The sequence below is a fragment of the Arthrobacter sp. NPDC056691 genome, from assembly GCF_042791415.1.
Lineage (GTDB): Bacteria > Actinomycetota > Actinomycetes > Actinomycetales > Micrococcaceae > Arthrobacter.
In genome coordinates this window covers 1-25,439 of the sequence record NZ_JBHTXX010000007.1, presented here as the reverse complement: position 1 = coordinate 25,439, position 25,439 = coordinate 1, and the positions used below count along the sequence as shown (strand labels likewise).

The following is a 25,439-nucleotide window of genomic DNA, read 5'->3' as shown; positions in this document are numbered from 1 at the left end:
CTGGGATGGGGAGAGCGAGCCCACGGTGGTCGACGTTGACCGACCTGCAGAACTGCGCCGCCAGGCCACGTGACTTGAGTCACGCCCGAATGCTGGCATAACCATTCTCGAATGGCGCTGTTCAATCTGTCGAATAGATTTTTTACACAAACTGCATCTGTAGATCAGATGCGGGTTTGAACGGCCCCTTAGGGGCGCGCCGATTTTGCCGCAACTATTTGGTGCCTGACCGCCTGGGCTACCGCCCGGACCCTGGCGGTTGGGCGGTGGGACTTCAGGTGGGCCAGGACGGTCTTCAGTTCAGGCACATCGTCGCGGATTTCGACGGCGGCCAGCCGGCCGCCGTCGTACGTCAGGTGATGCTGGGGCCGCTGGTGAAGGATTGAGTAGCCCAGCCCCCGGGCGACGAATGTCCGGACGGTTTCATAGCTGGCGGAGCGGAACCGAATGTCCGGCTCCTGGCCGCCCAGGCGGGCAATCGAAAGCATGAGGTCACGCGTGTGGGGAAGGTCCAGCAACACGAAGGACTCCCCGCTAAGCGCCGACAGCGGCACATTTTCCTTCCCGGCAAGCTTGTGGTCCGGCGGAAGCGCCAGGTAGGGCCTTACCGTATCCACCACAGAGGTGGCGATGACGTCCGGCAGGTCAAGGTCGTAACACAGCGCCAAATCTGCCTGCCCGCTGAGCAGCGCGTTGATGCACCCCAAGGTATCGGTCTCGATGACTTCCGTTTCAAGGGCAGGGTGGTCTTCCCGCAGCTTGGTGAGGACGCCAGGGAGCAGGAACGGCGCAAGGGTACTGAAACACGCAATGCGGATGCGGCCGGCGACGCTTTGGTGTTCTCCGCGGGCGTGATCAATGCTTTCTTCAACCTGGGCGAGGATCGCCTGGGCGTCGCGAACAAAAAGCTCGCCGGCCGGCGTCAGCACCAGACCCTTGGAGCGCTGCCTGATGAAGAACTGCGTTCCGACATGGCGCTCCAGCTGGGCTATCGCAGCCGATACGGCGGACTGCGCCACGTTGAGCCGCGCAGCCGCGCCTGTCATGGACAGCTGTGCAGCCGCTTCCACGAAATAGCGCAATTGGGTCAGCGTCACATCCATGGAACGAGGATACACGCTGCATCACAATTACCGATGCAATCGTTCTAAAAGAACTGTTGGACAGATTCAGTAGCCCACGGGAAGGTGAAGGATACGAGCATCCGCCAGAAACAGGACTGAAAGGCAGCAGCCACGTGAAGCACCAGCGTATCCGTACGTTTAATACGAAAGACACCTACCCCGAGCAGAACCTGGACAATGATCTCTGCCAGGCGGTGGTGGCCAACGGCGTGGTCTACCTTCGGGGCCAAATTGGGCAGGATCTGGAGACACGGGAGTCGGTCGGTATCGGCGACGTCGAAGCCCAGACGGAAAAGGCGATGGCCAACATTGACATGCTGCTCAAGGAGGCCGGCAGCAGCCTCGAAGACATCGTCAAGGTGACCGTCTACCTCGTCGACCCGCGCTACCGGGAAACGGTCTACCGGACCATGGGCCGATGGCTCAAGGGCGTGTTTCCGGTATCAACCGGGATCGTTGTCCAGGCGCTGGCACGGCCCGAATGGCTCGTGGAAATTGACGCCACGGCAGTGCTCTCCACTAAGGGGCAGGCGTGACCTTCAGCATCGCTGCCACGGACGGGCAGGGCAGGTTTGGCATCGCTGTCTCCTCGTCCTCGCCCGCAGTCGCCGCACGCTGCGCGCACCTGCGCGACGGCGTCGGCGCAGTCAGCTCCCAGAACATCACTGATCCCCGGCTCGGCTGTGCCCTGCTTGACCGGCTCCAGGCGGGCTATTCCGCGCAAGAGGCGATTGACGCCGTCGTGCGTGAATCACCTGCGGTGGACTACCGGCAGCTGGTGGTCCTGGACGCCAAAGGCGGATCCGCGGTGTTCAGTGGAGATCATACCCTCGGCGTGTCCGGCGAGGGCCGTGGACCGAACAGTGTGGCCGCCGGCAACATGCTCGCCCATCCCGGTGTTGCCCAGGCCCTGTGCGACGCTTTTGAAGCCACGCCAGGGGAACTGGAACTGCGGCTCATGGCTGCCCTTCGTGCGGCCGAGGCAGCCGGCGGTGAGGCGGGGTCCGTTCACTCGGCCGGCATCTCGGTGGTCTCCGGCCATGGATGGCGGGACACGGACCTGCGTGTGGACTGGCATGAGGACCCGATTCCTGCGCTTGAAGATCTGCTGCAAGTGTGGCTTCCGCAGCGGCAGGACTATGTGATTCGCGGGCTCGACCCCGCATCTTCGGTCAGCTACGGAGTGGCCGGCGATGAGCGCTGAACCGGCCGCGGTGAGTCCGGCTGTTCAGCGCGATGAGCGCGGTCAGCGCGCCCGGGTGCTGGAGGCCGTGACCGCCCAGCAGCCTTCCCTGATTCGACTCTCGGAGACCCTCCATGCCAACCCGGAGCTTGGCTGGCAGGAACACCGCGCCGCCGGCTGGACCGCTGACTACCTGGCGGCGCATGGCTTCGAGGTGGAAAAGGAGTATTTGGGTTTCCCCACCGCCATCCGGGCCGTCATCGGAAACGGCGCGCGGCGCATCGGGCTCATGGCCGAGTACGACGCCCTTCCGGGCCTCGGGCACGCATGCGGCCACAACATCATCACGGCCGTCTCGTGCGGCGCTGCTGTTGCCCTCGCGCAATTTGCTGCCGAGCGGGACCTGACCGTGGAACTTTACGGAACGCCCGCGGAAGAAGGCGGCGGTGGAAAGATCGAGCTGCTCAAGAAGGGCGCGTTCCATGGGTTGGATCTGGCCATGATGGCGCACCCCAGCCCTGTCGACTCAGCCGAGGCCCGTCCCTACGCTGTGGCGCACAACCACGTGGAGTACCGGGGTAAATCAGCTCACGCCGCGGCATATCCGGACCAGGGCGTGAATGCCAACGACGCCTTCATCGTTGCCCAGGTCGCCCTGGGTCTCCTCCGCCAGCAGCTGCCTGCCGGTACGCGCGTCCATGGGATCCAAACGCGGGGCGGTGAAGCCCCCAACGCCATACCCGAGACGACCGAAGGCCGCTGGTATGTCCGTGCTGACTCACTCGCCCAGCTGGGCAAGCTCGAAGAACGGGTCCATCGCTGCTTCGAAGCCGGGGCCCTGGCGTCCGGCTGCGAGCTAACAGTTGTCCCGGAATCGGAACCCTATTCGGAGTTCCGCACGGACCTGCGGGCGCTGGAGCTGTACGTCAGGAATGCAGAATCCCTGGGCAGGGACTTCAACGCGCCGCCGGAGCAAGCGACCATGAACCGGGCCTCCACTGACATGGGCAATGTTTCCCAGGTGGTCCCGGCCATCCACCCCTACATAGGGCTCGGCTGCTTCCCTGCAGCCAACCACCAACCGGAGTTCGCGGCCCATTGCGTGGGCGAGGCAGCCAATCTTGCCATCCACGACGGCGCTGCGGCTCTGGCGCTCACTGCGCTGGACTTCCTGGCGGAGTAGCCAGACTTTTCTAGGGGCCCGTCTTATAGGGGCCCGTTGCATGGGCTGTGCTCCATGCAACGGGCCCCTTCCTGTTGCCTCTTCCTGCTGGACTCCCTCTATACCGGGGTCTTGCCGGGCCGGTATCCCCGCGCGGAGCAGCAGCGGGCACAGCGAAAGGGGACCATGCCACCGTGGCATGGTCCCCTTTGCCGTTCGTTGTGCTGGTTCGCCCTATCCCGGCCCCATCACACCGCTCCCCATCACACCGCGCCGCTCGCCACCAGGGCGTGCTGGTCGTTGTGGGCCAGGTAGCTCCGCTGGATGGCAATCTGGTCAGCGACGTACTTGGCGTCATGCCATACGCCCCAAATGAAGCTGGATCCGCGGCGTGACTGCCACGGCAGCCCCAGGAAGTAGACGCCAGGCTCGGTCGAGACTCCGCGTTGCTGCCGCGGCTTGCCCTTCGCGTCGAAGGCGTCCACCTTCAGCCAGCTGTAGTCGACGGCGAAGCCGGTGGCCCAAACGATCGAGGCAACACCTGCGCCAGCGAGGTCGAGTTCGAGAATCGGATCCGTGACGCTCTCCGGATCGGGCCCCAGGGTGCGGGCTTCGGGCTCCTCGGGGAGGTCGAGGCCGTTGCGCTCGATGTACGCGTCAGCTTCATCGAGAAGCTCCAGGTAGTGAGCGTCGCCGTTCGCGATGTTGGTACGGAGATCCTCGGCGAAGCGCATGGTTCCGTCCTCGAACGCCTCGGTCCGGCCCACGAGCTTGATGCCGCTCTCGGCGAGGGCGCGAAAGTCGACAGTGTGGCCGCCGTCTGCACCGCTCACCGCGATCGTGACGTGCTCTCCGCCCGCCGCCGGGGTGGAAGCGTCCCACATGCCAAGCACCCCGAGCCACCAGCAAAAGTCCCGTCCGCGGTAGCTCCGCGGGGGACGGTCGTGCGGACCGACCGAGAGGAAGACCTGCCGGCCCGAGCGCTGGATTTCGGCGGCAATTTGCACACCAGAGGACCCGGCCCCGACGACGAGAACGGCCCCATCCGGAAGCTGTGCCGGGTTCCGGTACGAGCTGGAGTGGATCTGCACGGGGTCGGCAGCTTCGGGAACGACGGCGGGAATCACCGGCCGCTGGAACGGCCCCGTTGCTGCCACGACGTAGCGTGCGTCGAAGTTCCCGTCCGATGTCTCCACATGGAATCCGGGTGCGCCGACTTTCCTGCGCACGGATGTCACCTCCACGCCGCAGCGGATCGGTGCACCAATCTTCTCTGCATAGGCAACGAAGTAGTCAGCCACCTGCTCCTTTGACGGAAACACCCCCGGCTCAATGTCCGCGAATTCCAAGCCCGGAAAGCGGTCATGCCAGGCCGGACCGTTCGCAACCAGGGAGTCCCACCGCATGGTGCGCCAGCGCTCGGCGATACGGTGCCGCTCCAGGACCAGATGCGATATCCCGCGTTCGCTCAGATGCTCGCTCATCGCAACCCCGGCTTGACCTGCGCCTACGATGAGGACCTCAACCTCTTGGCTAATCATGTCGATCTCCTAATTTCAGCAAATTGCCCCAGCGCTCCTCCATGCGGTTCCCCCACGCGGACGACATTGAAAGTCGCGCACGCAGCCGATCCCGTCTTTGGGAGTTCCGGCTGGAATCTCGGCCGCTGTGGCCCTCACAAGTGACGGTTGATCCATTTTCACTTGAGGCAAGTGCATCTGCATAGCTCATAAAACAGGGCAATCACATCTGAAATTCTGATGCGTTCTTGCCGTCACGGGTTCATGCGGCGTCGCCGGACGTAGCGGTGCGGAACGGCTGGTGAGGATGCCGGACACGTTGGTGCAGAATACAAAGGCGCCCCGGTCTTCGACTGCGGCGCGGACACGACTGCCCTGGAGGTCAAATGACATTCGCAACACCCGTCGACGGCTTGGTCGCGGCCCGTTACGGTGATTCCGACGACTCTGCCTATCCGGTGCCGGCTAACGAGACTGTGGCACTTCTGTACCGCCACCGGTCCGTCCGGAGCTTCACTGACGCCCCGGTCGACGAACACACAGTCTCCACACTCATCGCCGCTGGCCAGTCGGCTGCCACCTCATCCAATCTTCAATCCTGGAGCGTCATCGAGGTGCGGGACCCAGCCCACAAGGACAGGATCGCCCTCCTGTCAGGTGACCAGGACTTCATTCGCCAGGCGCCCGTCTTCCTCGTCTTCGTCGCCGACTGGGCCCGCAATCGGCTCATCGCGGAGCGGCAGGAAGCCCGGACCGCGGGCATCGACTTCATGGAAACCACGCTGGTTGCATTCGTCGACGCAGCCCTCGCCGCACAGAACACAGTCATCGCAGCCGAGTCGCTCGGGCTCGGAACCGTCTACGTAGGCGCCGTGCGCAACCACGCGGAGGAACTCTCAGGCGTTCTTGAGCTACCGCCCGGCGCCTTTCCGGTTGTCGGACTCGCGGTCGGGCATCCCGACCCCACCGCGCCAGGCGGAATCAAACCGAGGCTCCCGCAGGACGTGGTCCGGCACCGCGAACGCTACACACGGCCCAGCGAGGAATCCGTCGCCAAATACGATGCGACGCTGTCTGCCTACTACGAATCCCAAGGCGAACCGCGGGGATGGATTAGCACCGTGCTGCAGCGCGTTCGCGACCGGGCCAGCCTTCACGGACGCGACCGCATGCGCGACGCGCTCGGACGCCGCGGGCTCCCGTCACGCTGACCGCGACCTCGCTCTGACGGCCCCACGCCTCCGACGGGCGACAGCATGCGACGCGTGACGTTGCCACCGGGGGCGTGGGCCCTTCTCAGATGTCTGCCAGTGACAGCGCCGGCGGTGAGGTCCCGTCGACGTCGACGATGCCGAGCTCTTTCGCGACGGCTGCGGCAACGAGCACCTGCCCGGTCCGCGCCAGGAGGTTCGGATCGTGGAACAGCGCGTTGATCACACGGCCGATGAACTCGGGGCTTTCGCTGGTCGCGACGTCGAACACACCGCTTTTCGCCGCTTCCAGGACCGATTCGGTTCGAACCAGGCCGGGATAGAGCGAGATGACGGGAATGCCGAAGGGCTGCAGTTCCACGGCCATGTCGGAGGTCATCTTGTCGGTGGCCGCCTTGGCGATGCCATAGATCGTGTTACCGAGGTGGCGCTGCGCCGCCCAGAAGCTGATGTTGACGATCAGGCCGCGGCGCCGCGGCGTCATCATCCGCGCCGCCTGGGCCGAACACACGAACGCCGCGCGCACGCCGGCGTCCATCATCCCGGTCCAGCGGTGGGCCGGCTGCTCCCAGAACGGCGCAGCCCACGTGAATTTCCCGTCCTCGACCATCTTCTCGTAGCCGCCCCAGGCGCAGTTGACGAGGAGGTCCAGGCCGCTGCTCCCGGACCGGATCACGTCAAACACTCCCGCCGTCTCGTCGTCGTTGAGATGGTCGCAGCGCTGGCGCCGTATCTCCTGCGGCAGGTCGGCCTGCTCGATAGACCGGCCGGAACCGTAAACGCGAAACCCCGACGCCAGCAAGCTGAGGGCGACGCCCCGGCCGACGCCCCGGCTCGCACCTGTCACCAGCGCCACGTGTGCAGGTGGCGTTTCCTCGTTGCGTAGATGGTTGCTCATGCCTGGTAGCCCCGCTGATCTCTGGTTCCGCGGCCCATGATAGGCCGGGGCGCCGCCGGGGGCCACCGCAGGCAGGCTTGCAAGGCACTCCCAGCCCCTTCTGCCGCTCATCGCTTCTCTGGGGGTACTGACAACACTTCGGAAAACGTTAGAAGCGCAAGGCGGTTTCATCCGGAGTCGCCAGCGTCAGCACGGCTTCCTCCACCGTTTCGTGGTCCTCCAGCTCGCGCTCAATCCGGCGCAGGGCCACCGCTACTTCGTGTTCCGGGTGGTCGCCCTGCAGGTCCACGGCCGCGACGAGGTACAGCTTGCGGGGGCCGACGAACTCCAGGTGAAGGTAGGTGAGCCGGGCAACGTCCCGGTGTTCGAGCAGCCGCCGGGCCATGGAACGTTCGATGTCCGGGGTTACTCCCTGGCCCACCAGGAAGCGCCGGTTGCGGTCGATCAGCACAACTGCAACAACCGCCAGCAGAACGCCGACGGTTATCGAGCCCACGGCGTCCGGCAAAGGCGAACCGGTGACCTGGTGCAGGAACACGCCCGCAAACGCGACCACCAGGCCGACGAGCGCGGCAGCATCCTCGGCAAATACGGCGCGCAAGGTGGGATCGGAGCTGATCAGGACCTGCTCCAAGGTGTGCCGTTCCAGCTCTTGGGCTGCTTCCCGGGTCTGGCGGAAAGCCTGGACAAAGGACACTCCTTCGAGCACAAAGGCCACGGCCAGGACCACGTATGCCACCAGGTAGTCGGACGCGGGTTCCGGCGTGATGATCTGCTGGATGCCGTGCATGATGGACACCACCGCCCCTGCGGTGAAGAGCCCGAAAGCCGCGAACATCGACCAGACATAGGCTTCCCGCCCGTAGCCCATCGGATGGCTCTCGTCCCGCGGGCGTCGGGAGCGTCGTTCCGCCATGAAGAGGAACACCTGGTTGCCGGTGTCTGCCCACGAGTGCGCGGCTTCTGCGGTCATGGAGGCAGACCCGGTGAGGAAGGCTGCCACGGACTTGGCCGCGGCAACGAGGGCGTTCGCCGTAAAGGCGATGATTACAGTCAGCAGTGTGGAGCCGGAGTCTTCTCGCTTCTCGGATGCCGCCATGGGGATACCGTACCCAACCTTAAGCGGCGTCGGGAGGAGGCCCGCGACGGAACCCTCTGCACTCATATCTGCATTTGCATTCCACGGCTGCATCACCGGGCCCCGGGGACCCCGCAGCAGGAACGGCCGACTATGAACCGGCAGTGCGTGACCCGGGCCTACGGCAGGCTTCGTACGGTGGGAGGTCCTCCGCGTCCAGGAGGTCGCGGAGGTGGGCGAGCAGGGCGTGCTCGGGACGCCCAGGGTTCTCAGCCACGTGCACGAGCAAGCCGATGCGGGTTTCCACGTCGAGGTCCGGCTGGGCGAGTAGGTCGTCGATCAGGCGCTTGAGCTGGAACTGCAGGAGGCTGATCCGAGGGGCCGGGTGTGCAGGGGTCGTCGGCGTTGGCTGCGGAACTGCGCACACCGGACCTGGTTGGAACTGGGCGTCCCACTGCCAGGAATTGACGGGTGGCTGGAGTTGAAGGAGCGTCATCGGTGGTGCCTTTCGCCAGCACCGGTACGCCCGGCTCATGCGGCCGTACACACCGGCGTGTTGCCGGTGATCCCCGGTCTGCAAGAGGATCCACCTTGTCTGTCCTCCAGATTCTTGCGGCAGCTGACGGTGATTTCCCGACGGACCTTGGAAGCCACGGGGGGATCCGTCCTCATCCAAGGGACATCGAGCATTGACTCCGGTCACTGGGTGACGTGCTCACCTTCAGGGTTCTTGATCAAAATTTGCGGCAAGCCGGATCGGCCATTGAGGGACGGCAGGAAGACTGGCAACATGCAGCGGATCCGGGCGTTGTGGTCCCGGGTTTGTCAGAGCGGTCAACAGTGCCTCATCGCGGGGCGCATTCAGTCAGGGGGCCGGGTTGAGTTCCGGCGGGAGCAAAGGGGTCCAGGAATGCCAGACCAGTCAGCGACCAGCAATGACCTCACTGAACAGATACCGCCCGCGTTCCAGCTCTTCCCGCTCGCCCACCAAGACACCGGCCCCTCGTCGGCCGGCCACGAGGAAGCACCCTGCCGGCCCACGAGCCAGCTGGACTTCCCCGAGATCTTCCCGGTGTATCCCTTCATCTGAGGATGCTGGCCCAAGCGTGATGGAGGCCGGCGGCGGCTGGGGGGAGATGCCCGGTCTCAGAGGCACTCGTCGCCGCCGGCCCGAAACCAAGTCAACACCCGGCCCCGCCCCTCCTGCACGAGTAGTCCCTACCTGATTCCGGCGGCCGACCGCCACCCGGCTGCGCAGGTCGCTTTTCTTCACGCTCTCCAGCCGCGTTTGGTGAGCACCACTCCACACCCCTGGCCGCAGGCCCGGGAAAACTGCCTCATCGTCGTCGACGACGCACTGGACGCAGCCGCAGCCCCTCGAACCGGAACCCGGCGAATGGACCTTTTCACGCGATGGCTGGAGAAAATCAGCACGTGTGCGCGCCGTGGCCGGATCCTTCACGACTGGCAGGGAAACTGGATAGACCAAAGGAGGAAACTGTATGGGTTCGGAACTGATGACTGGCCATCTGGAGCGGCTTTTCACCGGCACCGTGTGGGCCGAGGGCCCGGTGTGGGTGCCCTCATCCCAGACCGTGCGCTGGAGCGACATACCCAACGACCGCATCCTCGAGTTCCACCCCGCCACGGGTATGACCCGCGAGTACGCAACGGCAGTCGAGTTCACCAACGGCCGGACCCTGGACGCCGACGGGAGCGTTGTACAGTGCAGCCACGGACAGCGCCGGGTTGAGCGCGACCGTGAAGGTACTGTGACGGCTCTGGTCGATTCCTTCCGGGGCAGGCGGCTGAACTCGCCCAACGATGTGGTGACCGCCAGGGACGGGACGATCTGGTTCACTGACCCGCCGTACGGGATCCTGCCCGGCACCGTGGAGGGGCACGAGGGCGTGCAAGAGTACGGCGGCTGCTACGTCTTCCGCTATGAGCCGGCGACCGACACGCTCACTGACGTGATCAAAGACCTGGTCCACCCGAACGGTCTCGCTTTTTCCCCCGATGAATCCGTACTGTATGTCGCGGACACCGCCGGTCCCAGCCATGGCGTGCCGCTGAGGATCGAAGCTTACGACGTCACCAACGGGGCCTGCAGCCATCGCCGCAGCTTCATTGAGTTCGACGACGACCGCCCGGCCGACGGCCTCCGCGTGGACCTGGAAGGCAGGATTTGGACCTCGGCCGGTCCCTCGGTGCAGGTCTACTCCCCGTCCGCAGAGCTCCTTGCCACCGTTCCCCTGCCCGAGAGGGTGTCAAACCTCTGCTTCGGCGGCCTGGACGGCCACGATCTCTACATCACCGCGACCACCAGCCTCTACCGGATTCGCACCAGCACACGCGACGCCGCTCAAAGGACGAACCCAACTGGTGGATCCGGTCCGCGCGCACAGAACTAGCCAGCAAATGGGGATAGCAACTTTCGCTTACACACCGCACTGAAACCGTGCGAGTATCCGTTGCGTGTCGGAGTCGGCGGTGCCAATAACAGGGAAGCCGATATGATCACTTCACAGTGGCTATTCATGAGAACGCGAAGCGTGTAGGAATCATTGACGTAGCCCGCGAGGCGGGCGTTTCGACGGCTACAGTCAGCTTTGTTCTGGCGGGAAAGCAACCGGTGGCGGATGGCACGCGTGAGCGGGTCCTCGAAGTGGTCCGCCGGCTGGGCTACCAGCGGAACCGGCATGCCCGCGCGTTGCGCCGCGGTGCCTCACGATCGCTGTCGGCCGTCGTGCCCGATGTCACCAACCCGTTCTATGCCGAACTGGTCGCAGCCATCGAGAATGCGGCAAGCAGCCGGGGCTGGATGCTCTCGCTGATGAACTGCCAACTGGACCGCGCCCGCGAGGTGTCCTATCTCAACACCGTATTCGACGAAGTTCCGGACGGGATTATCTACGTCCCGATGACGAGCGACGCCGTGCTTGAAGTCGAGTCCCGTTTCGACTCGGGGCCGCCGATTGTGATCGTCGATGAGATCACTTCCCACGCCGGCCTCGGCGCGGTATCTGTGGACAATGATGCGGGAGCACGCATGGTGGCGCGGCACTTCCGTTCGCTCGGACGCCGGCGGGCGCTGGTTACCGGCCCGCCGCAGGGCCTGCCGACGTCGCAAAGCCGCAGCGCCGGCTTCGTCGACGAAGCCGCCAAGGTTGGCCTCGAGGTGGCGCACGCAGCTTTCGGTGAGATCCGCACCTCCGACGCCGGTGCCGTCGCGGCCGAACTGCTGCTCAAAGACAGGACCATCGACGCCTACTTTGCCGGCAATGACTTCCTGGCCATCCAGGTTCTGTTCGAGCTGCAGCGCGCCGGCGTCCGGGTGCCCGAAGACATCGCGATCTGTGGCTTCGACGGCATCGGCTGGGGGCAGATGATCACCCCGCGGCTGACCACAGTGCGCCAACCGCTGGAGCAGATAGCCAATGCAGTTATCGACCTCATCTCGAAGCCAGCGGACGAGCACCGGGAGATCGTCCTGCCCGTTGAGTTCGTGCGCGGCCAGACGGCCTAGCGTCGCTCCAGCCGGATTCTTTCAAGGCACTTGTTGTAATGTCAGGACATTAAGCCTAAGCTGAGAAATCTAAAGGTTTAGATCAGATTTGAAGTTGTTGGATCTAAACCTTTAGACCCACGCCCTACGACGTACGAAAGGAACGCTCATGCAGCTCGGCCTGATCACCGACTCGCTCGGGTCCCGTCCCCTGGAGCAAGTGCTCGACACTGCCGCCGAATTAGGCCTGGACACCGTGGAAATCGCCACCGGCAACTGGTCCGAATCCCCGCACGCAAACCTCGAGGGCCTCGCCTCCAGTGCCACCGCACGCAACGCCCTCGCTGATGCCATCCATTCGCGGGGCCTCACGCTGAGCGCCCTGAACGCAAACGGCAACCAGCTCCATCCGGTGACCGGGCCCGAGCATGACCGGGTGGTGCGCGACACCATCAAGGTGGCTTCTGAGATGGGCGTGCCGACTGTGGTGCTGATGTCCGGGCTCCCCGGCGCCCGTGGTGAGAAATCACCGAACTGGATCACCACGTCCTGGCCCCCGGAAACACTCGAGATCCTCGACTACCAGTGGACCGACGTCGCAACGCCCTACTGGGTGGAGCTCGCTGCCTTCGCACGTCGCCTCAACGTGCGCCTGGCCCTTGAGATGCACGGACGGCAGCTCGTCTTCAACGTGGCCACCCTGAAGCGGCTCCAGGGCATTGTTGGGGACGATGTTGTGGGTGCCAACCTCGATCCTTCGCACCTCATGTGGATGGGCGCAGACATCCTCGCAGTCATCCGCGCGCTCGGTCCGTCGATCTTCCATGTGCACGCCAAGGACGCCCGGATCGAAAGACCCAACACGGCAGTCAACGGCATCCTCGACACCCTCCCGCCGGCCAGGACCGTGGACCGTTCCTGGAATTACGTCACCCTCGGCCTCGGCCACCCCGGCGGGTCCGCCTTTTGGGCGGACTTCGTCTACACCCTGCAGGCCGTCGGGTACACCGGACCCCTGAACATCGAGCACGAGGACGTCATTGTGAACTCGAGCGAGGGCGTCCGCAAATCGGCCGAACTCCTGCGATCCGTGGTTCTCCGCGACGCCCCGGACTGGGCCCCCGCCCGGATCTGACCACTCCCCCACCAAAGGACAGCACATGCAGACGACGACGTCTCCCGCACTCCGCAAGACAGGCTCCGCGGCGCCTTCCGGCCCCAAACTGGAGCTAATCACCGCGATCGCAACCCTCGGCGGCCTCCTGTTCGGTTACGACACCGGCGTTATCAGCGGCGCCCTCCCCTTCATGGCGTTGCCCGGAAATGAGGGCGGACTGGATCTCACGCCCGCCGAGGAGGGCCTGGTCGCTGCCGCCCTCGTCTTCGGCGCAACATTTGGAGCGCTTTTCGGCGGTCGCCTCTCGGACCGCCAGGGCCGCAAGCGCAACATCATGCTGCTCGCGGTGATCTTCTTCATCGGTGCCATCGGATGTGCGATGGCACCGAACACCGCCATGATCATCCTTGCCCGCTTCGTTCTGGGCCTGGCCGTAGGCGGAGCCTCGGCCACAGTGCCGGTGTTCCTTGCCGAGCTCGCCCCGGCCTCACGACGAGGACAGATCGTCACAGTGAACGAGCTGATGATCGTGACCGGCCAGCTCATCGCCTACAGCTCGAACGCCGTTCTCGGTTCAGTTTCAGGCGACGGACACGTCTGGCGGTGGATGCTCGTGCTCGCATCCCTTCCGGCAGTGCTGCTTTGGCTGGGCATGCTCCTCGTCCCCGAATCAGCCCGATGGCTCGTCAGCCAGGGGCGCATCGACCAGGCCCGAAGGTCACTGACCCGGACGCGGCCGTCGGACAACGTCGACGACGAGCTCCGGGAAATGCAGGCCACCGCGGAGCAGGACGCAAAGACCGGCCAGGGCAGCCTGCGCGACCTTCGCACTCCCTGGGTCCGGAAACTCGTCCTGCTGGGAATCGCCATCGCATTCCTCTCCCAGACAACGGGCGTCAACAGCATCATGTACTTCGCACCGTCAGTGCTCATCTCCACAGGCCTGGACACCCAGGCAGCCCTCGTAGCGACCATCTGCAACGGCGTCGTATCCGTCATCGGGACCCTGCTCGGTATCTACCTCCTGCACAGAGGGGTCGGACGCCGGCCGATCATCATCACCGGCCAGGCCGGCCTGACGGTCGCGCTGGCACTCATCGGCTTCTTCTTCCTGCTGCCCGAATCAACGCTGCGCTCCTACCTTGTACTGGCAGGCATGCTGGCGTTCCTGTTCTTCATGCAGGCGTGCATCGGCCCGATCTTCTGGCTGCTGCTCGCCGAGATCTTCCCGCTGCGCATCCGCGGTTTCGCCACCGGACTCGCGGTGTCCTTCGTGTGGATCGCCAACACGATCGTGTCCCTGGTCTTTCCCATCCTCATCAACGCCATCCATGGGGCCACGTTCTTCCTCTTCGCCGTGATCAACATAGGAACACTGGTCTTCTACATTCGGTCAATCCCGGAAACCACCGGCCGCACGCTGGAAAAAGTGGAAGAAGAACTCACCCTCCGGTTCACCGGGCAGATACCCCTCACCCAACACAGACGCTGAGTCACATCACAGCTCACCTCTCCCCGCTCTGCGGCGGTGCACCCCGAAACGGGGGTGCACCGCCGTTGACATGGAGTACTGCCGGGGCCTGTGCGACGGGCCCCTCCTGCCGGGCAAGGATGCCGCCAGGTCAGCTACCAACCGCCGGATGAGGCCGCTCCCCCGGCTTGCTCAGCGTATTTGCGGGACGCGCCCAAACCATGCATTCGCTGGCCTGAAATACTCCGGCTCACCAGCAGTGTCTTCGAGCCCAATACCGCTTTTGTTTGGGCTGGCACCATGCGGCATACGGGCGTAGCGTCGGTAGCGCGAATGAAATCCTTTGAAGGAGCCGGAATGGCCGGATGGAATGCCGACACCGCTGCCGGGCCGCTGGGATCAGGGACAGTCACTCTGGTCGAGGGTTCATCCTTCTGCATTTCCTCCGCAAACGGGGATATCCATCCGGAATACCCGCACGGGGTTTTCCATGAAGATACCCGTATCCTGTCCGGGTGGAATCTGACCGTCAATGGCCAGGCACTGGAACCGCTGGCGGCGGAAACGAAAGAACCATACCGAGCCTTGTTTGCCGGCCGGGTTCCTCGCACGGACGGGTACGCAGACAGCGCGCTGATCGTGGAGCGCCTGCGTGAGGTGGGGACGGGAATCGTAGAGGAGATCACCGTCAGCAACTTCTCTTCGGATGCCGCTGAGTGCATGGTTGTCCTGAGCGTTGAATCCGATTTCGCGGACCTCTTCGAGGTGAAGGAGGCACGCATCCGGCGACGCTGGGACGAGTCCCGCGCAGCGGAGGGCGAATCCCTGACGATCCGCGGCGCCTGGCAGGACCTACGGAAGGCCGTCGTCGTGTCGGCCGCCGGCGCGGAGGTGGCGCCGGAGGCGCTGACCTACCGGACTGTCGTCCCGCCGCACGGACAGTGGAGTGCAACCGTGAGTGTGGTGCCCGCCGTCGACGGCACCGGCCCCGCGTCGCCGTTTGTTCATTCTGCTGCGGGTGAGATGTCCCCGCGTGACCGTCGCCGGCAGGAGTGGGTGTCTAAGATTCCGGTCCTGCAGATAGGCAACCGCTCCATCGAACGGACCCTTCGGCGCAGCTATGACGACCTGGGCGCGCTTCGCATCGAGGATCCGGAGCACCCGGACCGGATCGTGGTGGCCGCCGGAGCGCCGTGGTTCATGGCGCTGTTCGGCCGCGACTCGCTGTGGGCGTCTCTCATGGCCATGCCCGTGGACCCTTCTTTGGCCCTTGGCACCGTCCAGACGCTGTCCGACCGCCAGGGCAGCCTGGTGCACCCGATGAGCGAGGAGGAGCCCGGCAAGATCCTGCACGAGGTCAGACTCGATGTCTCCAGCGGACTGGCCCTGGGCGGAAAGTCAGCCTACTACGGCAGCGTCGACGCCACGCCGCTGTTTCTGATAGTGCTCGGTGAAGTGGGTCGCTGGGGTTTTGCCGCAGAGACAATGGCCGCACTGATGCCCCACGCGGACCGGGCCCTGGAATGGATCCGGGAGTATGGAGACCGCGACGGTGACGGGTTTGTCGAGTATGCGCGCCTCAACGACGACGGGCTGATTAACCAGGGCTGGAAGGACTCCTGGGATGGCGTCAACTTCGCGGACGGACGGATGGCCGATCCGCCCATCGCACTTTGTGAAGTGCAGGGTTATGTCTACGGCGCCTACATGGCCAGGGCCTGGATGGCGTACGACGCCGGCGATGACGCTTTGGCCGCTGAGCTGCGGGATCGCGCGGCGCAACTGAAGCAACAGTTCAACGAACAGTTCTGGCTACCCGACCGCGGCTACTACGCCATCGCGCTTGACCGCGAGAAGCGGCCGGTTGATGCGTGCGCTTCCAACATGGGCCACTGCCTGTGGAACGGAATCATCGACCAGGACAAGGCCCCACTGGTAGTTGAACGGCTGATGTCCCCGGAGATGTTCAGCGGCTGGGGAGTGCGGACCCTGGCAAGCAATATGGGCGCCTACAACCCCGCAAGCTACCACAACGGTTCTGTCTGGCCCCACGACAATGCAGTCATCCAGGCCGGTCTACTGCGCTATGGGTTCGTAGAACAGGCGCAACGGATCTCAACGGCTCTGCTGGAGGCAGCCGAGTACTCGGAAGGACGGCTACCCGAACTGTTCTGTGGCTTCGACCGCAAGCGCTACGCCGCGCCTGTCCCCTACCCCACAGCGTGCTCGCCGCAGGCCTGGGCGGCCACGACACCGATATTCCTTGTGACCAACTTGATGCGCTACTACCCGCACGTTTCCGTCGGCGGCCTTTGGATGGATCCGGTGCTTCCCAAATCGTACGGCGACCTTCATATCAAGAATGCCCCCATGGCCGGCGGCCGCATCACGATCGACATTTCCGGTTCGGAGGCGAGCATTCAGGGACTGCCCGAGGGCATGGTGTTTCACCGCGGAACCCGCCCCTGGATGGCCGACCTGGTGGAACGTGCCCGGACGCGCCGAAAGACCTAGCCGGGCCCGCACAAGCCAACAGTCGATGAAGCCGCAAATGAGGGCTGCCCCCTATGTCCAGCCAGTGCACCGCCGTCCATCAGGACGAGCCGATCCGATATGGACGTCTGGTCACGGGGCAGCGCCGGCGCGCCAGTCTGTCCGGGCGTCGTCCCCCAAAGTCAGCAGCGAGCCTCCGGCTCAACGCTTCTTTCCCCCAACACCCGGCACAGACGCGACTTGCTTCATCCACGCCGCGACCTGGCGCTCGTCAATGTCGTCCATGGATTCGAGCTCCACGCCCCGCGTCGACTTGCCCATCCCCACCGGTGTCACCGGCGGTACGGGCTCGAGCGCCGCTTTCGCGGGACTTGCCCTGCCGGTCGTGGCTTCCGGCAGCCCGGTGGTGACGCCACCGTGTGACGCTGTGCGCGCGGCCGGCTTTTGGGCTTCCCTCTTACCGACCTCCCTGCTGGTCATGGAAAGCATTATTCCTTACGCGTCGCGAGAAGGGGCCGGGGCACATCAAGCGGGACGGAAGGCTCATTATCGGCGCTCGAGCCTCAGATGCTCAGCGTTCCACGTACCGCGCGAACGTTCCGCCGGGATACCGGCACCATAGTGTTCTTCGGATCGTCCATGACCAGGACCAGTTCGCCCTTGTCCCGACGCTCGACTTCCCGAATGCGGCTCAAGTTGACCAGATACTGGCGGTGAACTCGCAGGAAACTGCCGGTGCCGGCCAAATCGGTTTCGAGTTTATCCAGGCCAGCTGCGGCAGCCCGCAGCTTGCCCTCGTCCGTGTGCAGCCAAACGCCGGTGCCGTCCGCTTCGGCCACCGTGACCTCTGACGTCCGGAGCATCACCATCCGGTTCTCCTCGCGCAGAGCGACAATGCGACGAGGGGGTTGTCCCAGCAAAACCCCGCCTGTTTCTGCCTGCGGGAACTGTTCGCCGGTAGAGGACCCGAAGGAAATCAGGTGTCCGATCAGATTGCCATGAAGGAAGACGGGGCGAAATCCGATCAATGATGGTTCGTCAGCTAGATGGGTAAAGATTTGAGTCGATCCGGTCCAACCCGGATCCGAGTTCGCCCGCGTGGTCGCATAGCGGGCCGCATGAATGAACGACGGGAGCTGCGGAATCCACCGCCCAACAACATCAACGGCAGGGGTGTTGCTGGGCACGCCGAGGATGACACTCGCCGTGTCGTCGGCGATCACTACCGCACCTGCCGTGTCGACGGCGACCAGTGGCTCTTTAGACCGTCCCCGGGCGTGGGTGTAGGCGGCAAGCAGCTCACTGCCGCTGTCGTGGGCCCGCCAACGCAAGCTGTTCTGGGCGCGGGAGACGGACCTCTCCAGCCACTGCCGCGTTGATAGCGGCAGGTCACTGCGCCAACACGAAATATTCAGGACGGCAAGCGGCTCCTTGCTCACCACGTCCCGCACCGCCACCGCCGCGCAGGACCAGTCATGAAAAGCTTGCGCCCAGTGCTCGGATTGTCTGATCATGACCGCACGCCGGGCAACGAGCGCAGTGCCCATGCTGTTCGTGCCCACCGCACCCTCGGACCAGCTGAACCACGGGGCGAGACCGCCCGCAGTGGCGACCGAACGGGTGTACTTGTCGCCCCAGGAGGTCAGCACCCTGCCGCCGGCGTCGGCGATCGTCACAACACCTCCCGCGTCGGCTACTTCGTGCGCCATGGCAGCAGCACAAAAACCCAACTCCGCGAAGACCACATCCTGGTCGAGGGAGTACGCGGCCTGCGAGACCGGCGCGTTTGGCACCTCCGTCAAGAAGGGGTCGATCCGGTACTGGTCCCGGGATCGCTGCCAAGAAATCGCCACTTCTGGCCGCACGCCATACACATCATCCTCACCCTGCACGAAACGTTCCCACGCACTGTAGACCTCGGCTTTGGCCGACTCTCGGGATATCGGCTGGAGTCGCTTATCACCCGACATTGGGTACCGCCTTATTCTTGGACGACAACTGGTAGTAACCTCCGCGTAACGGCGTGGTGAACGGTGTTGGGGGCGGCTGCAGGCCAGGCCCGTCTTCACGGAGACGACGGCCTTGGCGTCGAACGTGGGGCCCCACCTTGGCTTCGAATCCCCGTCCGCACAAGCGTGCACTCGCGGGGGATAACAAGGGTGATGCGCTCAGCACCGAGGTATGGGTAACGTTCGAGACTGCGCAGTCCAGGGACAACGCCCACCTGCGCATGTGCAACGGCAAGTGCTGAACCCCGCTCACCATGTCTGGCGGCCGGCGGCAATGCGGTTTGGTATCTCGGGCATGATTCCTCTTTCCTTTGATGACCTGCCACCCCTTGGCCTGACGCCCATCCGTGACCCACTTCACAAGTAGATGCCTCGGAGGGTTGCATTCAGGTTGCATATTTTTCGTCCCGGGATGGACTATCACGTACTCATCGTCACCGACCACCTTGGCGAGGTCATCCGGCGGATCGGGCACCGGTCCCCCGTCGGTCCATGTGGGCTTCGATGAGGTCCAATTCTCATGTTTCGGCTCAATTCATCGGAGAAGGTGTGCAAGTAGAGCACCACGCCGAGCCCGGATAGAAGTGTAGGAACGGGGTTGGTAATGGCCGTGGGCCGATTTTGTTGGCGGCTTCGGCGTCGGAGAGGGGTGCTGCGCCGAGGTTGGCGCGGAGCTTGGCGCCGAGTTCGGCGTCAACGCTGGTCCAGTACGCGATGGCGCGTTCCTTGATGTCTGCGCGCTTCACGCCGCCCACGGCACCGGTGATGGTGTCCAGGAAGCGGGCCTTCTCGGCGTCGTTGTAGACCTCGCGGTACAGCGCACCGGCCTGGACGAAGTCGCCGTCCTCGGCGTGCAGGGAGTGCGCGGCGTGCGTGAGCTCGCCGTCGTTCTCCCAGCCGCCTGCCGGGGACTGCTCAACGGCGGCCGGGCCGCCGAACGTGTTCGGTGCGTAGACCGGAACCGACGGGGCGTTGAACAGGAAGCGTCCGGCGCCGTCCTGGCTGTAGTTGCTGACCGTGTTCTTGGGCTGGTTCACCGGGATCTGGGCGTGGTTGGTACCCACCCGGTAGCGGTGCGCGTCAGCGTAGGAGAAGATCCGGGCCTGGAGCATCTTGTCCGGGGACGCGGCGATGCCGGGCACGAAGTTCGACGGCGCGAAGGTGGCCTGTTCGATCTGCGCGAAGTAGTTCTCCGGGTTCCGGTTCAGCTCCATGGTGCCGACCTTGATCAGCGGGTAGTCCGCGTGCGGCCAGACCTTGGTCAGGTCGAACGGGTTGAACCGGTAGGTCTTGGCGTCCTCGTACGGCATGACCTGAACGTGCAGGTCCCAGGAGGGCAGGTTGCCGGCTTCGATGTTCTCGTGCAGGTCGCGGATGTAGAAGTCCGCGTCCGAGCCGGCCAGCGCCTCGGCCTCTTCGCCGGTGATCGAGTTCACGCCCTGGTTGGAGCGGAAGTGGTACTTGACCCAGAACCGCTCGCCCTCGGCGTTGATCCACTGGTAGGTGTGCGAGCCGTAGCCCTGCATCTCACGCCAGGACGCCGGCAGGCCGCGGTCACCCATCAGCCAGGTGACCTGGTGTGCCGACTCCGGGGACAGGGTCCAGAAGTCCCACTGCATGTCCGCGTCACGCAGGTGCGTGCCGGGCAGGCGCTTCTGGGAGTGGATGAAGTCCGGGAACTTGATGCCGTCGCGGATGAAGAATACCGGGGTGTTGTTGCCCACGAGGTCGTAGTTGCCCTCGGAGGTGTAGAACTTCACCGCGAAACCGCGCGGGTCACACCACGTGTCCGGGGAACCGTTCTCGCCCGCGACCGAGGAGAAACGGATCAGCATCTCGGTCTCCACACCGGGCTGCAGGAACGCCGCCTTGGTGTACTTGGAGACGTCCTCGGTGGCCTTGAACGTGCCGAACGCGCCGCCGCCCTTGGCGTGCACCACACGCTCCGGAACCCGCTCGCGGTTGAACTGGGCGAGCTTCTCCACCAGGTAGTGATCCGTGAGGATGATCGCGCCGTCAGCACCGACAGCCTTCGAATGCGCATCGGACGTAACCGGCGCACCTGACTGGGTCGTTGAAATGGCAGTCATTATTCTCCTATTTCTTAGACGGCGACTTGGATTTTTGAGGAGAGGACGGTCCTACAATCCGTTCCAGACTTTGTTGTCCACTAACCTTCGACAGGCAGCGGGGTCATCGGCCGGCGGTCACGAGAGTATCTGTTCGCGCGTCTCTCCGAAGGGAACCGCGTCGCTGAGCGTGAGAGTGTACCGGCCAGGATTGTGGCGGGTGACCAGGATGCCGGCGCAGCATTCGGTCGACAATACCTGCCGGAGTTCGGCCTCTGCATCGTCGAGCAAATCGTACAATCGACCGGGGTCGGTAACGAGGACTTCCAAATGCCCGGTGGCGTGAGTAGGCATGATTAACAGCTTCCTTCCGAGAGAGTAGGCTCCACCAACGTTGGGGTGGGCAATGTTTTAGATCGAATCGAATACAGCATGACGGGATCATCACGAACAAACAGACGACGGCACCCTGTTCCGCTCTCGACCACCCATATGAGTCCGCCGTCGTCTGAGCGGTCGTCCACATAGGCCACATACAGGATCGAGTCGACGGGCGAGACCTCAACGCAGTCGCCGGGCTGCAGAGAAGCCCAGTCCGGGACAGGCTGCTGGTCGGGTAGTCTGGTACGTCCCCCGGGGGGTTCCTGTGTTTGTTGATTCATGTCCTATTCCTTAGACGAACCGGTGCGGCCTGCGTCGGCGTTAATCCTGGAGCTAAGCCTTTCCGTGTTGGTGCACATCGCAGGGGCAGTACATGTTCCGGCACGTGTAGCAAGCGGGCATCATCTTGCAGCGCGTACAGACATCGCAGCTGACTGGCTCTGCGTGCCGGCCGGCATCCCCCAAGGTGTAGGGCTCCCCACAGTGGTAGCACGGTGGGCGCACACTTTCTTCTCCCCGGTCGCGCAGGTCGGTGTTCTGCATCATCAGTCAGCTTCCACGCCCGCGACCATGAGGCCCGCCATCACCACGAGCGCGAGTCCGGACAGCAGGTCCGTACGAAGGCGGGGGATGAAGTTGGCGACCGTGCGGCCGATCTGGTGTCCAGCGACCGCCATCACGAAAGTGGTGAAGGCGAAAAGGAAGGGTGCAATCCACGGCGAATAGCCTGCGAGGCCAAGCGTTGCACCCGCAGCCACGTTGTCGATGCTCAACGGCACGGGCAGCCATCGCCTGGCCGTCTTCAAGTCAAGGTCGGCATTCTCCGGTGACCGGAGCGCCTTGACGGTTACCCACAGGCCGTATCCGGCAAGGCCGACCGCCCCGATCATCCCGGCCGTGCCCTCGATCTTGGTGCTCAAGTACTCACCGATAAGCAGCCCAACGACCGGTGCCAGGCCATCCCATGCGGCGAAAATCAGGGAAGTCCTGATGGACTGGCGCCAGGTCGGTTTGAGTCCCCCGAGTGCGATCGATGTCCGAAAGTTGTCAAGGCCCAGGGCGAATCCGAGTCCTATCAGGGCGATCATGATATTCCTTTCAACACGGTGGCGGACAGCGGGACGGGCGTCCTCCCCGTCCTTCCCTGCGTCGGGGCAATCGCCCGTTTCGTGCGGCCCGCCTGCTGGCGGGGAATCACAGAGCCGGCCTGCGGCCGCATCGGGTCGTTTGCTGCCGCCACCGCCGCCTCGACCAGTCCGTGGTCCGGCGAGAGGTGACAGACCGGGTCTGTCCTGGCAGCGTCGCCGGTGAGCGCCAGGGCCTGGCAGCGACAGCCGCCGAAGTCGATGTCCTTGCGATCGCAGCTGCGGCACGGGTCCGGCATCCACGCGTCGCCGCGGAACTGCTGAAACAGTGGTGCTTTCTCCCAGATCCACTCCAGAGAGTGCTCGCGGACACTGGCAGGGGCTAGTTCAAGGCTGCGGGCGACTTCATGGGCGGCCGGGCAGGGCAGGGCCTCGCCGTTGGGCACCACGGTGAACTGGCGACTCGCCCAGCCATCCATGCAGGGCTTGGGGTACTTGCTGTAGTAGTCGGGCATGACGTAGATGATCTCCATCCGGTCCCCGAACCGATCTCGAGCCGCCCGTACCGACGCCTCGGCTCGCTCCAGCTGGTCGCTGGTCGGGAGCAACTCGGCCTGGTTAGGTCCTGCCCAGCCGGCATACTGCGTGTTTGCCAGCTCTATACGGTCGGCCTCCATCGCCTGCGCCATCTCGAGGATGCCGCCGATCCGGTCGATGTTCTGCCGGTGCAGCACAACGTTGAGGGTTAGTGGCCATCCCAGCTGTTTGATGAGCCGCGCGGCCACGTGCTTTCGCTCGAACGAGACGGTGCCGGCGATCTCGTCGGACAGGGATTGTTCATCGGCCTGGATGCTGAGCTGCACGTGGTCGAGGCCTGCTTTGCGGAGTTGCTCGGCTCGACGGGTGGATAGGCCGAGCCCGCTGGTGATCAGGTTGGTGTACAGGCCCAACTGGTTGGCGCACTGCACCAGGTCGACGATGTCGTGGCGCTGCAGCGGCTCGCCGCCTGAGAGGTGAAGCTGGAGCACACCCAGGTCGGCAGCCTCGGCAAATACTCGCTGCCACTCCTCGGTGCTCAGCTCGTCACGATAGTCGTCGAGCTGGAGGGGATTGGAGCAGTAGCCGCACTGCAGTGGACAGGAGTACGTGAGCTCAGCGAGCAGCCCGTAGGGCTTATCCATGGTCTACCTCCATGCCGTGCTTGGTGACGAGGGCCGTCACGAAGCGTTGAACGTCGCCGTCGGCGACCTGGTCGTATCGGCGGCGCAATTCGGCCTCGATCTCTGCGACTGTCCGCTTGGCGTCGCACAACTCCACGATCGCGGCGCCGGTGGGGTTGATGGCCAAAATCGTCTCTGGTGAGAGCAGCGCGTATTCCCCGCGCGCGGCGTTGAAGACCATCCGCACGTGTGGAGCCAACCGCGGCCGGGCGGCCCCGTTAACGATTTCCATAAGCCTGGTCAATCGAATCGAGCATGCTCCACAGCACGTCGCACTTGAAGGACAGTGCCGCCACCGCCGCTGCCTGCGTTTCTGGAGTGACACAGTATTTCCGCACGATCTCAAGGCCGTGCTCAGAGTCGCGGGGCGCCTGGGTAATGCGAGCCCGGAAATAGGCGAGCCCCTGTGGGTCGATCCAGGTGTAGTGGCGTTCGAATGCTGAGAGCCGCTCTGCCATGAGATCGGGTGCAAACAACTCGGTCAGTGAGGATGCCACCGCTTCCACCCATGGACGGGTGCGTGTGAAGTTGACGTAGGCGTCGACGGCGAATCGCACACCGGGGAGCAGGTGCCGTGAGTCCTCGAGCTCCTCACGTGTCAGGCCAACGGCCTCACCTAGACGCAGCCACGACTCAATCCCGCCGGTTCCCTCGGTGGTGCCGTCGTGGTCAATGATCCGCTGGACCCAGCGGCGCCGTACCTCACTATCCGGGCAGCTGCTGAGGATCGCCCCGTCCTTCCGGGGAATGTTCACTTGGTAGTAGAAGCGGTTGGCCACCCACCCCCGGATCTCCTCGCGGCTGGACTGTCCCTGGTTCATCCGACGATGGAAGGGGTGCTCGCTGTGGTACTGCTTGGCGTGCGCGCGGAGCGACTCCTCGAGTTCATCGGGTGTGAGTACTGCCGTCATCGTTGCTCCTTAGATTTCCAGTTCCAGCCCGTCCACGGCGACCTCCATGCCATGCCGGGCGAGGTGGAGTCGTTCCGGCGAGTCGTCGAGCAAAATCGGATTGGTGTTGTTGATATGGATGTAGATCTTGCGATCGATGGGTAGCGGCGACAGCAGCTCAAGGCTGCCTCCCGGCCCATCGATCGGTACGTGTCCCATGTCACGCGAAGTCTTGCTGGCCAGGCCGAGCCTGGGCATCTCGTCGTCGAGCCAGCAGGTACCGTCGACCAGCAAGGCGGAGCAGCCCGCCAGCTCCTCGAGGATGTCGGGCGTGAGCTGCTGCACGCCAGGGAGGTAGACCAAGCTTCGACGACTGGCGGTGTCAGTGACGCGGTAGCCCACGACCCGACCGTTCTCCGCAGCCCCCGGGAAGCGCATTTTCTTGCTGGTGGGGACGTCGAACGCGCGATACGACAGCCCCTGGCCTAGCACCATCTCGGTGCCGGGCACCACCGGTCGCCACGTGACCGGACAGTACGCTTCGAGCGTCCGCAGTATCCCGGTTCCCGAGGTGAGGGTCTCGTACACCGACTCCGTCGCGTGAACCTCCAGTCCGCGACCCTCCCGCAACAAGAGCAGGCCGAGCGTGTGGTCAAGCTCGGCGTCAGTCAGCAGCACGGCCTGCATCCGAGCCACACTGCCGTCGTCGGGATGCAGGGACTCGAAGGACTCTATTTGTGACTGGATGTCGGGTGAGGCGTTGAAGAGGAACCACTGCTGCCGGTCAGCGCTGACCGCGATGGACGACTGGGAGCGTGCGACGCAGGGTCGCGAGCCGCTCCGTGCCGCCCGGCACTGTGGGCACGCGCAGTTCCACTGGGGGAATCCTCCTCCGGCTGCCGATCCCAGTATGCGCGTGAGCATCACCGGTTACATCCTTTCGCTGTGTGGCCGGTGGGGGGGCGGGGCCGGTGTTGGTCCGGGACCCCCCCCCATTAGTATAATTTGTTTGCACCAAGG

24 protein-coding genes are annotated in these 25,439 nt (G+C 64.3%); 10 read left to right on the top strand and 14 right to left on the bottom strand.

The features are described from left to right. Window positions 1–188: 188 nt before the first annotated feature. Complete coding sequence (locus ACFRAU_RS08075; RefSeq protein ID WP_377999480.1) at window positions 189–1,118, bottom strand: LysR substrate-binding domain-containing protein; 930 nt, start codon at window positions 1,116–1,118, stop codon at window positions 189–191. A 119-nt stretch (window positions 1,119–1,237) separates the two neighbouring features. Between ACFRAU_RS08075 and ACFRAU_RS08070 the strand changes: the two genes are divergently transcribed. The 3 genes from ACFRAU_RS08070 to ACFRAU_RS08060 are packed head-to-tail and all read left to right on the top strand — an operon-like array spanning window position 1,238 to window position 3,490. After that, the gene (locus ACFRAU_RS08070) at window positions 1,238–1,660 is read left to right on the top strand and encodes a RidA family protein (protein ID WP_377999479.1); all 423 of its coding nucleotides are present in this window, start codon (window positions 1,238–1,240) and stop codon (window positions 1,658–1,660) included. Next, complete coding sequence (locus ACFRAU_RS08065) at window positions 1,657–2,328, top strand: DUF1028 domain-containing protein (protein ID WP_377999478.1); 672 nt, start codon at window positions 1,657–1,659, stop codon at window positions 2,326–2,328. Before ACFRAU_RS08070 ends, ACFRAU_RS08065 begins: the two co-directional genes overlap by 4 nt. Further along, window positions 2,318–3,490, top strand: a complete 1,173-nt coding sequence (locus ACFRAU_RS08060) for a M20 family metallopeptidase (protein ID WP_377999477.1) — start codon at window positions 2,318–2,320, stop codon at window positions 3,488–3,490. The genes ACFRAU_RS08065 and ACFRAU_RS08060 overlap by 11 nt, the downstream gene beginning before the upstream one ends. Before the next feature lie 242 nt (window positions 3,491–3,732). On the opposite strand, the gene ACFRAU_RS08055 is transcribed toward ACFRAU_RS08060, so the two are convergent. After that, window positions 3,733–5,010: a flavin-containing monooxygenase gene (locus ACFRAU_RS08055; RefSeq protein ID WP_377999476.1), complete on the bottom strand. Its 1,278-nt coding sequence runs from the start codon at window positions 5,008–5,010 to the stop codon at window positions 3,733–3,735. Between the two features lie 365 nt (window positions 5,011–5,375). On the opposite strand from ACFRAU_RS08055, the gene ACFRAU_RS08050 reads away from it, so the two are divergent. Then, a complete protein-coding gene (locus ACFRAU_RS08050) occupies window positions 5,376–6,200 on the top strand; it encodes an NADPH-dependent oxidoreductase (RefSeq protein ID WP_377999475.1) in 825 nt (274 codons plus the stop codon). Window positions 6,201–6,285: 85 nt separating this feature from the next. Here ACFRAU_RS08050 and ACFRAU_RS08045 read toward each other — a convergent pair whose 3' ends face one another. The 3 genes from ACFRAU_RS08045 to ACFRAU_RS08035 all read right to left on the bottom strand — a co-directional run bounded on the left by ACFRAU_RS08045 (window position 6,286) and on the right by ACFRAU_RS08035 (window position 8,672). Continuing rightward, a complete protein-coding gene (locus ACFRAU_RS08045) occupies window positions 6,286–7,098 on the bottom strand; it encodes an SDR family NAD(P)-dependent oxidoreductase (RefSeq protein WP_377999474.1) in 813 nt (270 codons plus the stop codon). Between the two features lie 148 nt (window positions 7,099–7,246). Next, a complete protein-coding gene (locus ACFRAU_RS08040; protein ID WP_377996194.1) occupies window positions 7,247–8,197 on the bottom strand; it encodes a cation diffusion facilitator family transporter in 951 nt (316 codons plus the stop codon). A gap of 130 nt (window positions 8,198–8,327) precedes the next feature. Then, window positions 8,328–8,672, bottom strand: a complete 345-nt coding sequence (locus ACFRAU_RS08035; protein WP_377999473.1) for a hypothetical protein — start codon at window positions 8,670–8,672, stop codon at window positions 8,328–8,330. A gap of 414 nt (window positions 8,673–9,086) precedes the next feature. Between ACFRAU_RS08035 and ACFRAU_RS08030 the strand changes: the two genes are divergently transcribed. The 6 genes from ACFRAU_RS08030 (at window position 9,087) to ACFRAU_RS08005 (ending at window position 16,786) form a co-directional block, all read left to right on the top strand. Beyond that, a complete protein-coding gene (locus ACFRAU_RS08030) occupies window positions 9,087–9,266 on the top strand; it encodes a hypothetical protein (protein ID WP_377996196.1) in 180 nt (59 codons plus the stop codon). A 412-nt stretch (window positions 9,267–9,678) separates the two neighbouring features. Further along, window positions 9,679–10,590: an SMP-30/gluconolactonase/LRE family protein gene (locus ACFRAU_RS08025; protein WP_377999472.1), complete on the top strand. Its 912-nt coding sequence runs from the start codon at window positions 9,679–9,681 to the stop codon at window positions 10,588–10,590. 116 nt (window positions 10,591–10,706) lie between these two features. Beyond that, window positions 10,707–11,705, top strand: a complete 999-nt coding sequence (locus ACFRAU_RS08020; protein WP_377996198.1) for a LacI family DNA-binding transcriptional regulator — start codon at window positions 10,707–10,709, stop codon at window positions 11,703–11,705. A 148-nt stretch (window positions 11,706–11,853) separates the two neighbouring features. Next, window positions 11,854–12,819 (top strand): sugar phosphate isomerase/epimerase family protein, encoded by a 966-nt coding sequence (locus tag ACFRAU_RS08015; RefSeq protein ID WP_377999471.1) that lies wholly within the window; start codon window positions 11,854–11,856, stop codon window positions 12,817–12,819. Between the two features lie 25 nt (window positions 12,820–12,844). Next, the gene (locus ACFRAU_RS08010; protein WP_377999470.1) at window positions 12,845–14,293 is read left to right on the top strand and encodes a sugar porter family MFS transporter; all 1,449 of its coding nucleotides are present in this window, start codon (window positions 12,845–12,847) and stop codon (window positions 14,291–14,293) included. Window positions 14,294–14,629: 336 nt separating this feature from the next. Then, window positions 14,630–16,786, top strand: coding sequence for a glycogen debranching N-terminal domain-containing protein (locus tag ACFRAU_RS08005; protein WP_377999469.1), 2,157 nt, complete (start codon window positions 14,630–14,632; stop codon window positions 16,784–16,786). A gap of 180 nt (window positions 16,787–16,966) precedes the next feature. Here the strand turns inward: ACFRAU_RS08005 and ACFRAU_RS08000 are convergent, their stop codons facing one another. From ACFRAU_RS08000 to pqqB, 9 genes are all read right to left on the bottom strand, one after another. Continuing rightward, window positions 16,967–17,245: a hypothetical protein gene (locus ACFRAU_RS08000; protein ID WP_377999468.1), complete on the bottom strand. Its 279-nt coding sequence runs from the start codon at window positions 17,243–17,245 to the stop codon at window positions 16,967–16,969. Between the two features lie 83 nt (window positions 17,246–17,328). After that, window positions 17,329–18,735, bottom strand: a complete 1,407-nt coding sequence (locus ACFRAU_RS07995) for a LytTR family transcriptional regulator DNA-binding domain-containing protein (RefSeq protein ID WP_377996203.1) — start codon at window positions 18,733–18,735, stop codon at window positions 17,329–17,331. A 569-nt stretch (window positions 18,736–19,304) separates the two neighbouring features. Then, the gene (locus ACFRAU_RS07990; RefSeq protein WP_377999467.1) at window positions 19,305–20,864 is read right to left on the bottom strand and encodes a catalase; all 1,560 of its coding nucleotides are present in this window, start codon (window positions 20,862–20,864) and stop codon (window positions 19,305–19,307) included. Between the two features lie 117 nt (window positions 20,865–20,981). Further along, on the bottom strand, window positions 20,982–21,197 hold the full coding sequence (locus tag ACFRAU_RS07985) for a hypothetical protein (protein ID WP_377996205.1): 216 nt from the start codon (window positions 21,195–21,197) through the stop codon (window positions 20,982–20,984). Window positions 21,198–21,769: 572 nt separating this feature from the next. Next, a complete protein-coding gene (locus tag ACFRAU_RS07980) occupies window positions 21,770–22,312 on the bottom strand; it encodes a manganese efflux pump MntP family protein (RefSeq protein WP_377996206.1) in 543 nt (180 codons plus the stop codon). Continuing rightward, complete coding sequence (gene pqqE, locus ACFRAU_RS07975; protein ID WP_377996207.1) at window positions 22,309–23,490, bottom strand: pyrroloquinoline quinone biosynthesis protein PqqE; 1,182 nt, start codon at window positions 23,488–23,490, stop codon at window positions 22,309–22,311. Before pqqE ends, ACFRAU_RS07980 begins: the two co-directional genes overlap by 4 nt. Beyond that, a complete protein-coding gene (gene pqqD, locus ACFRAU_RS07970) occupies window positions 23,483–23,761 on the bottom strand; it encodes a pyrroloquinoline quinone biosynthesis peptide chaperone PqqD (protein WP_377999466.1) in 279 nt (92 codons plus the stop codon). Before pqqD ends, pqqE begins: the two co-directional genes overlap by 8 nt. Continuing rightward, window positions 23,748–24,440 (bottom strand): pyrroloquinoline-quinone synthase PqqC, encoded by a 693-nt coding sequence (gene pqqC, locus ACFRAU_RS07965; protein ID WP_377996209.1) that lies wholly within the window; start codon window positions 24,438–24,440, stop codon window positions 23,748–23,750. The genes pqqD and pqqC overlap by 14 nt, the downstream gene beginning before the upstream one ends. A 9-nt stretch (window positions 24,441–24,449) precedes the next feature. Beyond that, on the bottom strand, window positions 24,450–25,343 hold the full coding sequence (gene pqqB / locus ACFRAU_RS07960) for a pyrroloquinoline quinone biosynthesis protein PqqB (RefSeq protein ID WP_377999584.1): 894 nt from the start codon (window positions 25,341–25,343) through the stop codon (window positions 24,450–24,452). Window positions 25,344–25,439: the final 96 nt, after the last annotated feature.

Excerpts from the sequence above, each read along its gene's own strand:
- ACFRAU_RS08060 (WP_377999477.1), top strand. The coding sequence starts at position 2,318 with ATGAGCGCTGAACCGGCCGCGGTGAGTCCGGCTGTTCAGCGCGATGAG.
- ACFRAU_RS08055 (WP_377999476.1), bottom strand. The coding sequence starts at position 5,010 with ATGATTAGCCAAGAGGTTGAGGTCCTCATCGTAGGCGCAGGTCAAGCC.
- ACFRAU_RS08050 (WP_377999475.1), top strand. The coding sequence starts at position 5,376 with ATGACATTCGCAACACCCGTCGACGGCTTGGTCGCGGCCCGTTACGGT.
- ACFRAU_RS08045 (WP_377999474.1), bottom strand. The coding sequence starts at position 7,098 with ATGAGCAACCATCTACGCAACGAGGAAACGCCACCTGCACACGTGGCG.
- ACFRAU_RS08040 (WP_377996194.1), bottom strand. The coding sequence starts at position 8,197 with ATGGCGGCATCCGAGAAGCGAGAAGACTCCGGCTCCACACTGCTGACT.
- ACFRAU_RS08035 (WP_377999473.1), bottom strand. The coding sequence starts at position 8,672 with ATGACGCTCCTTCAACTCCAGCCACCCGTCAATTCCTGGCAGTGGGAC.
- ACFRAU_RS08030 (WP_377996196.1), top strand. The coding sequence starts at position 9,087 with ATGCCAGACCAGTCAGCGACCAGCAATGACCTCACTGAACAGATACCG.
- ACFRAU_RS08025 (WP_377999472.1), top strand. The coding sequence starts at position 9,679 with ATGGGTTCGGAACTGATGACTGGCCATCTGGAGCGGCTTTTCACCGGC.
- ACFRAU_RS08015 (WP_377999471.1), top strand. The coding sequence starts at position 11,854 with ATGCAGCTCGGCCTGATCACCGACTCGCTCGGGTCCCGTCCCCTGGAG.
- ACFRAU_RS08010 (WP_377999470.1), top strand. The coding sequence starts at position 12,845 with ATGCAGACGACGACGTCTCCCGCACTCCGCAAGACAGGCTCCGCGGCG.
- ACFRAU_RS08005 (WP_377999469.1), top strand. The coding sequence starts at position 14,630 with ATGGCCGGATGGAATGCCGACACCGCTGCCGGGCCGCTGGGATCAGGG.
- ACFRAU_RS08000 (WP_377999468.1), bottom strand. The coding sequence starts at position 17,245 with ATGACCAGCAGGGAGGTCGGTAAGAGGGAAGCCCAAAAGCCGGCCGCG.
- ACFRAU_RS07995 (WP_377996203.1), bottom strand. The coding sequence starts at position 18,735 with ATGTCGGGTGATAAGCGACTCCAGCCGATATCCCGAGAGTCGGCCAAA.
- ACFRAU_RS07990 (WP_377999467.1), bottom strand. The coding sequence starts at position 20,864 with ATGACTGCCATTTCAACGACCCAGTCAGGTGCGCCGGTTACGTCCGAT.
- ACFRAU_RS07985 (WP_377996205.1), bottom strand. The coding sequence starts at position 21,197 with ATGCCTACTCACGCCACCGGGCATTTGGAAGTCCTCGTTACCGACCCC.
- ACFRAU_RS07980 (WP_377996206.1), bottom strand. The coding sequence starts at position 22,312 with ATGATCGCCCTGATAGGACTCGGATTCGCCCTGGGCCTTGACAACTTT.
- pqqE (WP_377996207.1), bottom strand. The coding sequence starts at position 23,490 with ATGGATAAGCCCTACGGGCTGCTCGCTGAGCTCACGTACTCCTGTCCA.
- pqqD (WP_377999466.1), bottom strand. The coding sequence starts at position 23,761 with ATGGAAATCGTTAACGGGGCCGCCCGGCCGCGGTTGGCTCCACACGTG.
- pqqC (WP_377996209.1), bottom strand. The coding sequence starts at position 24,440 with ATGACGGCAGTACTCACACCCGATGAACTCGAGGAGTCGCTCCGCGCG.
- pqqB (WP_377999584.1), bottom strand. The coding sequence starts at position 25,343 with ATGCTCACGCGCATACTGGGATCGGCAGCCGGAGGAGGATTCCCCCAG.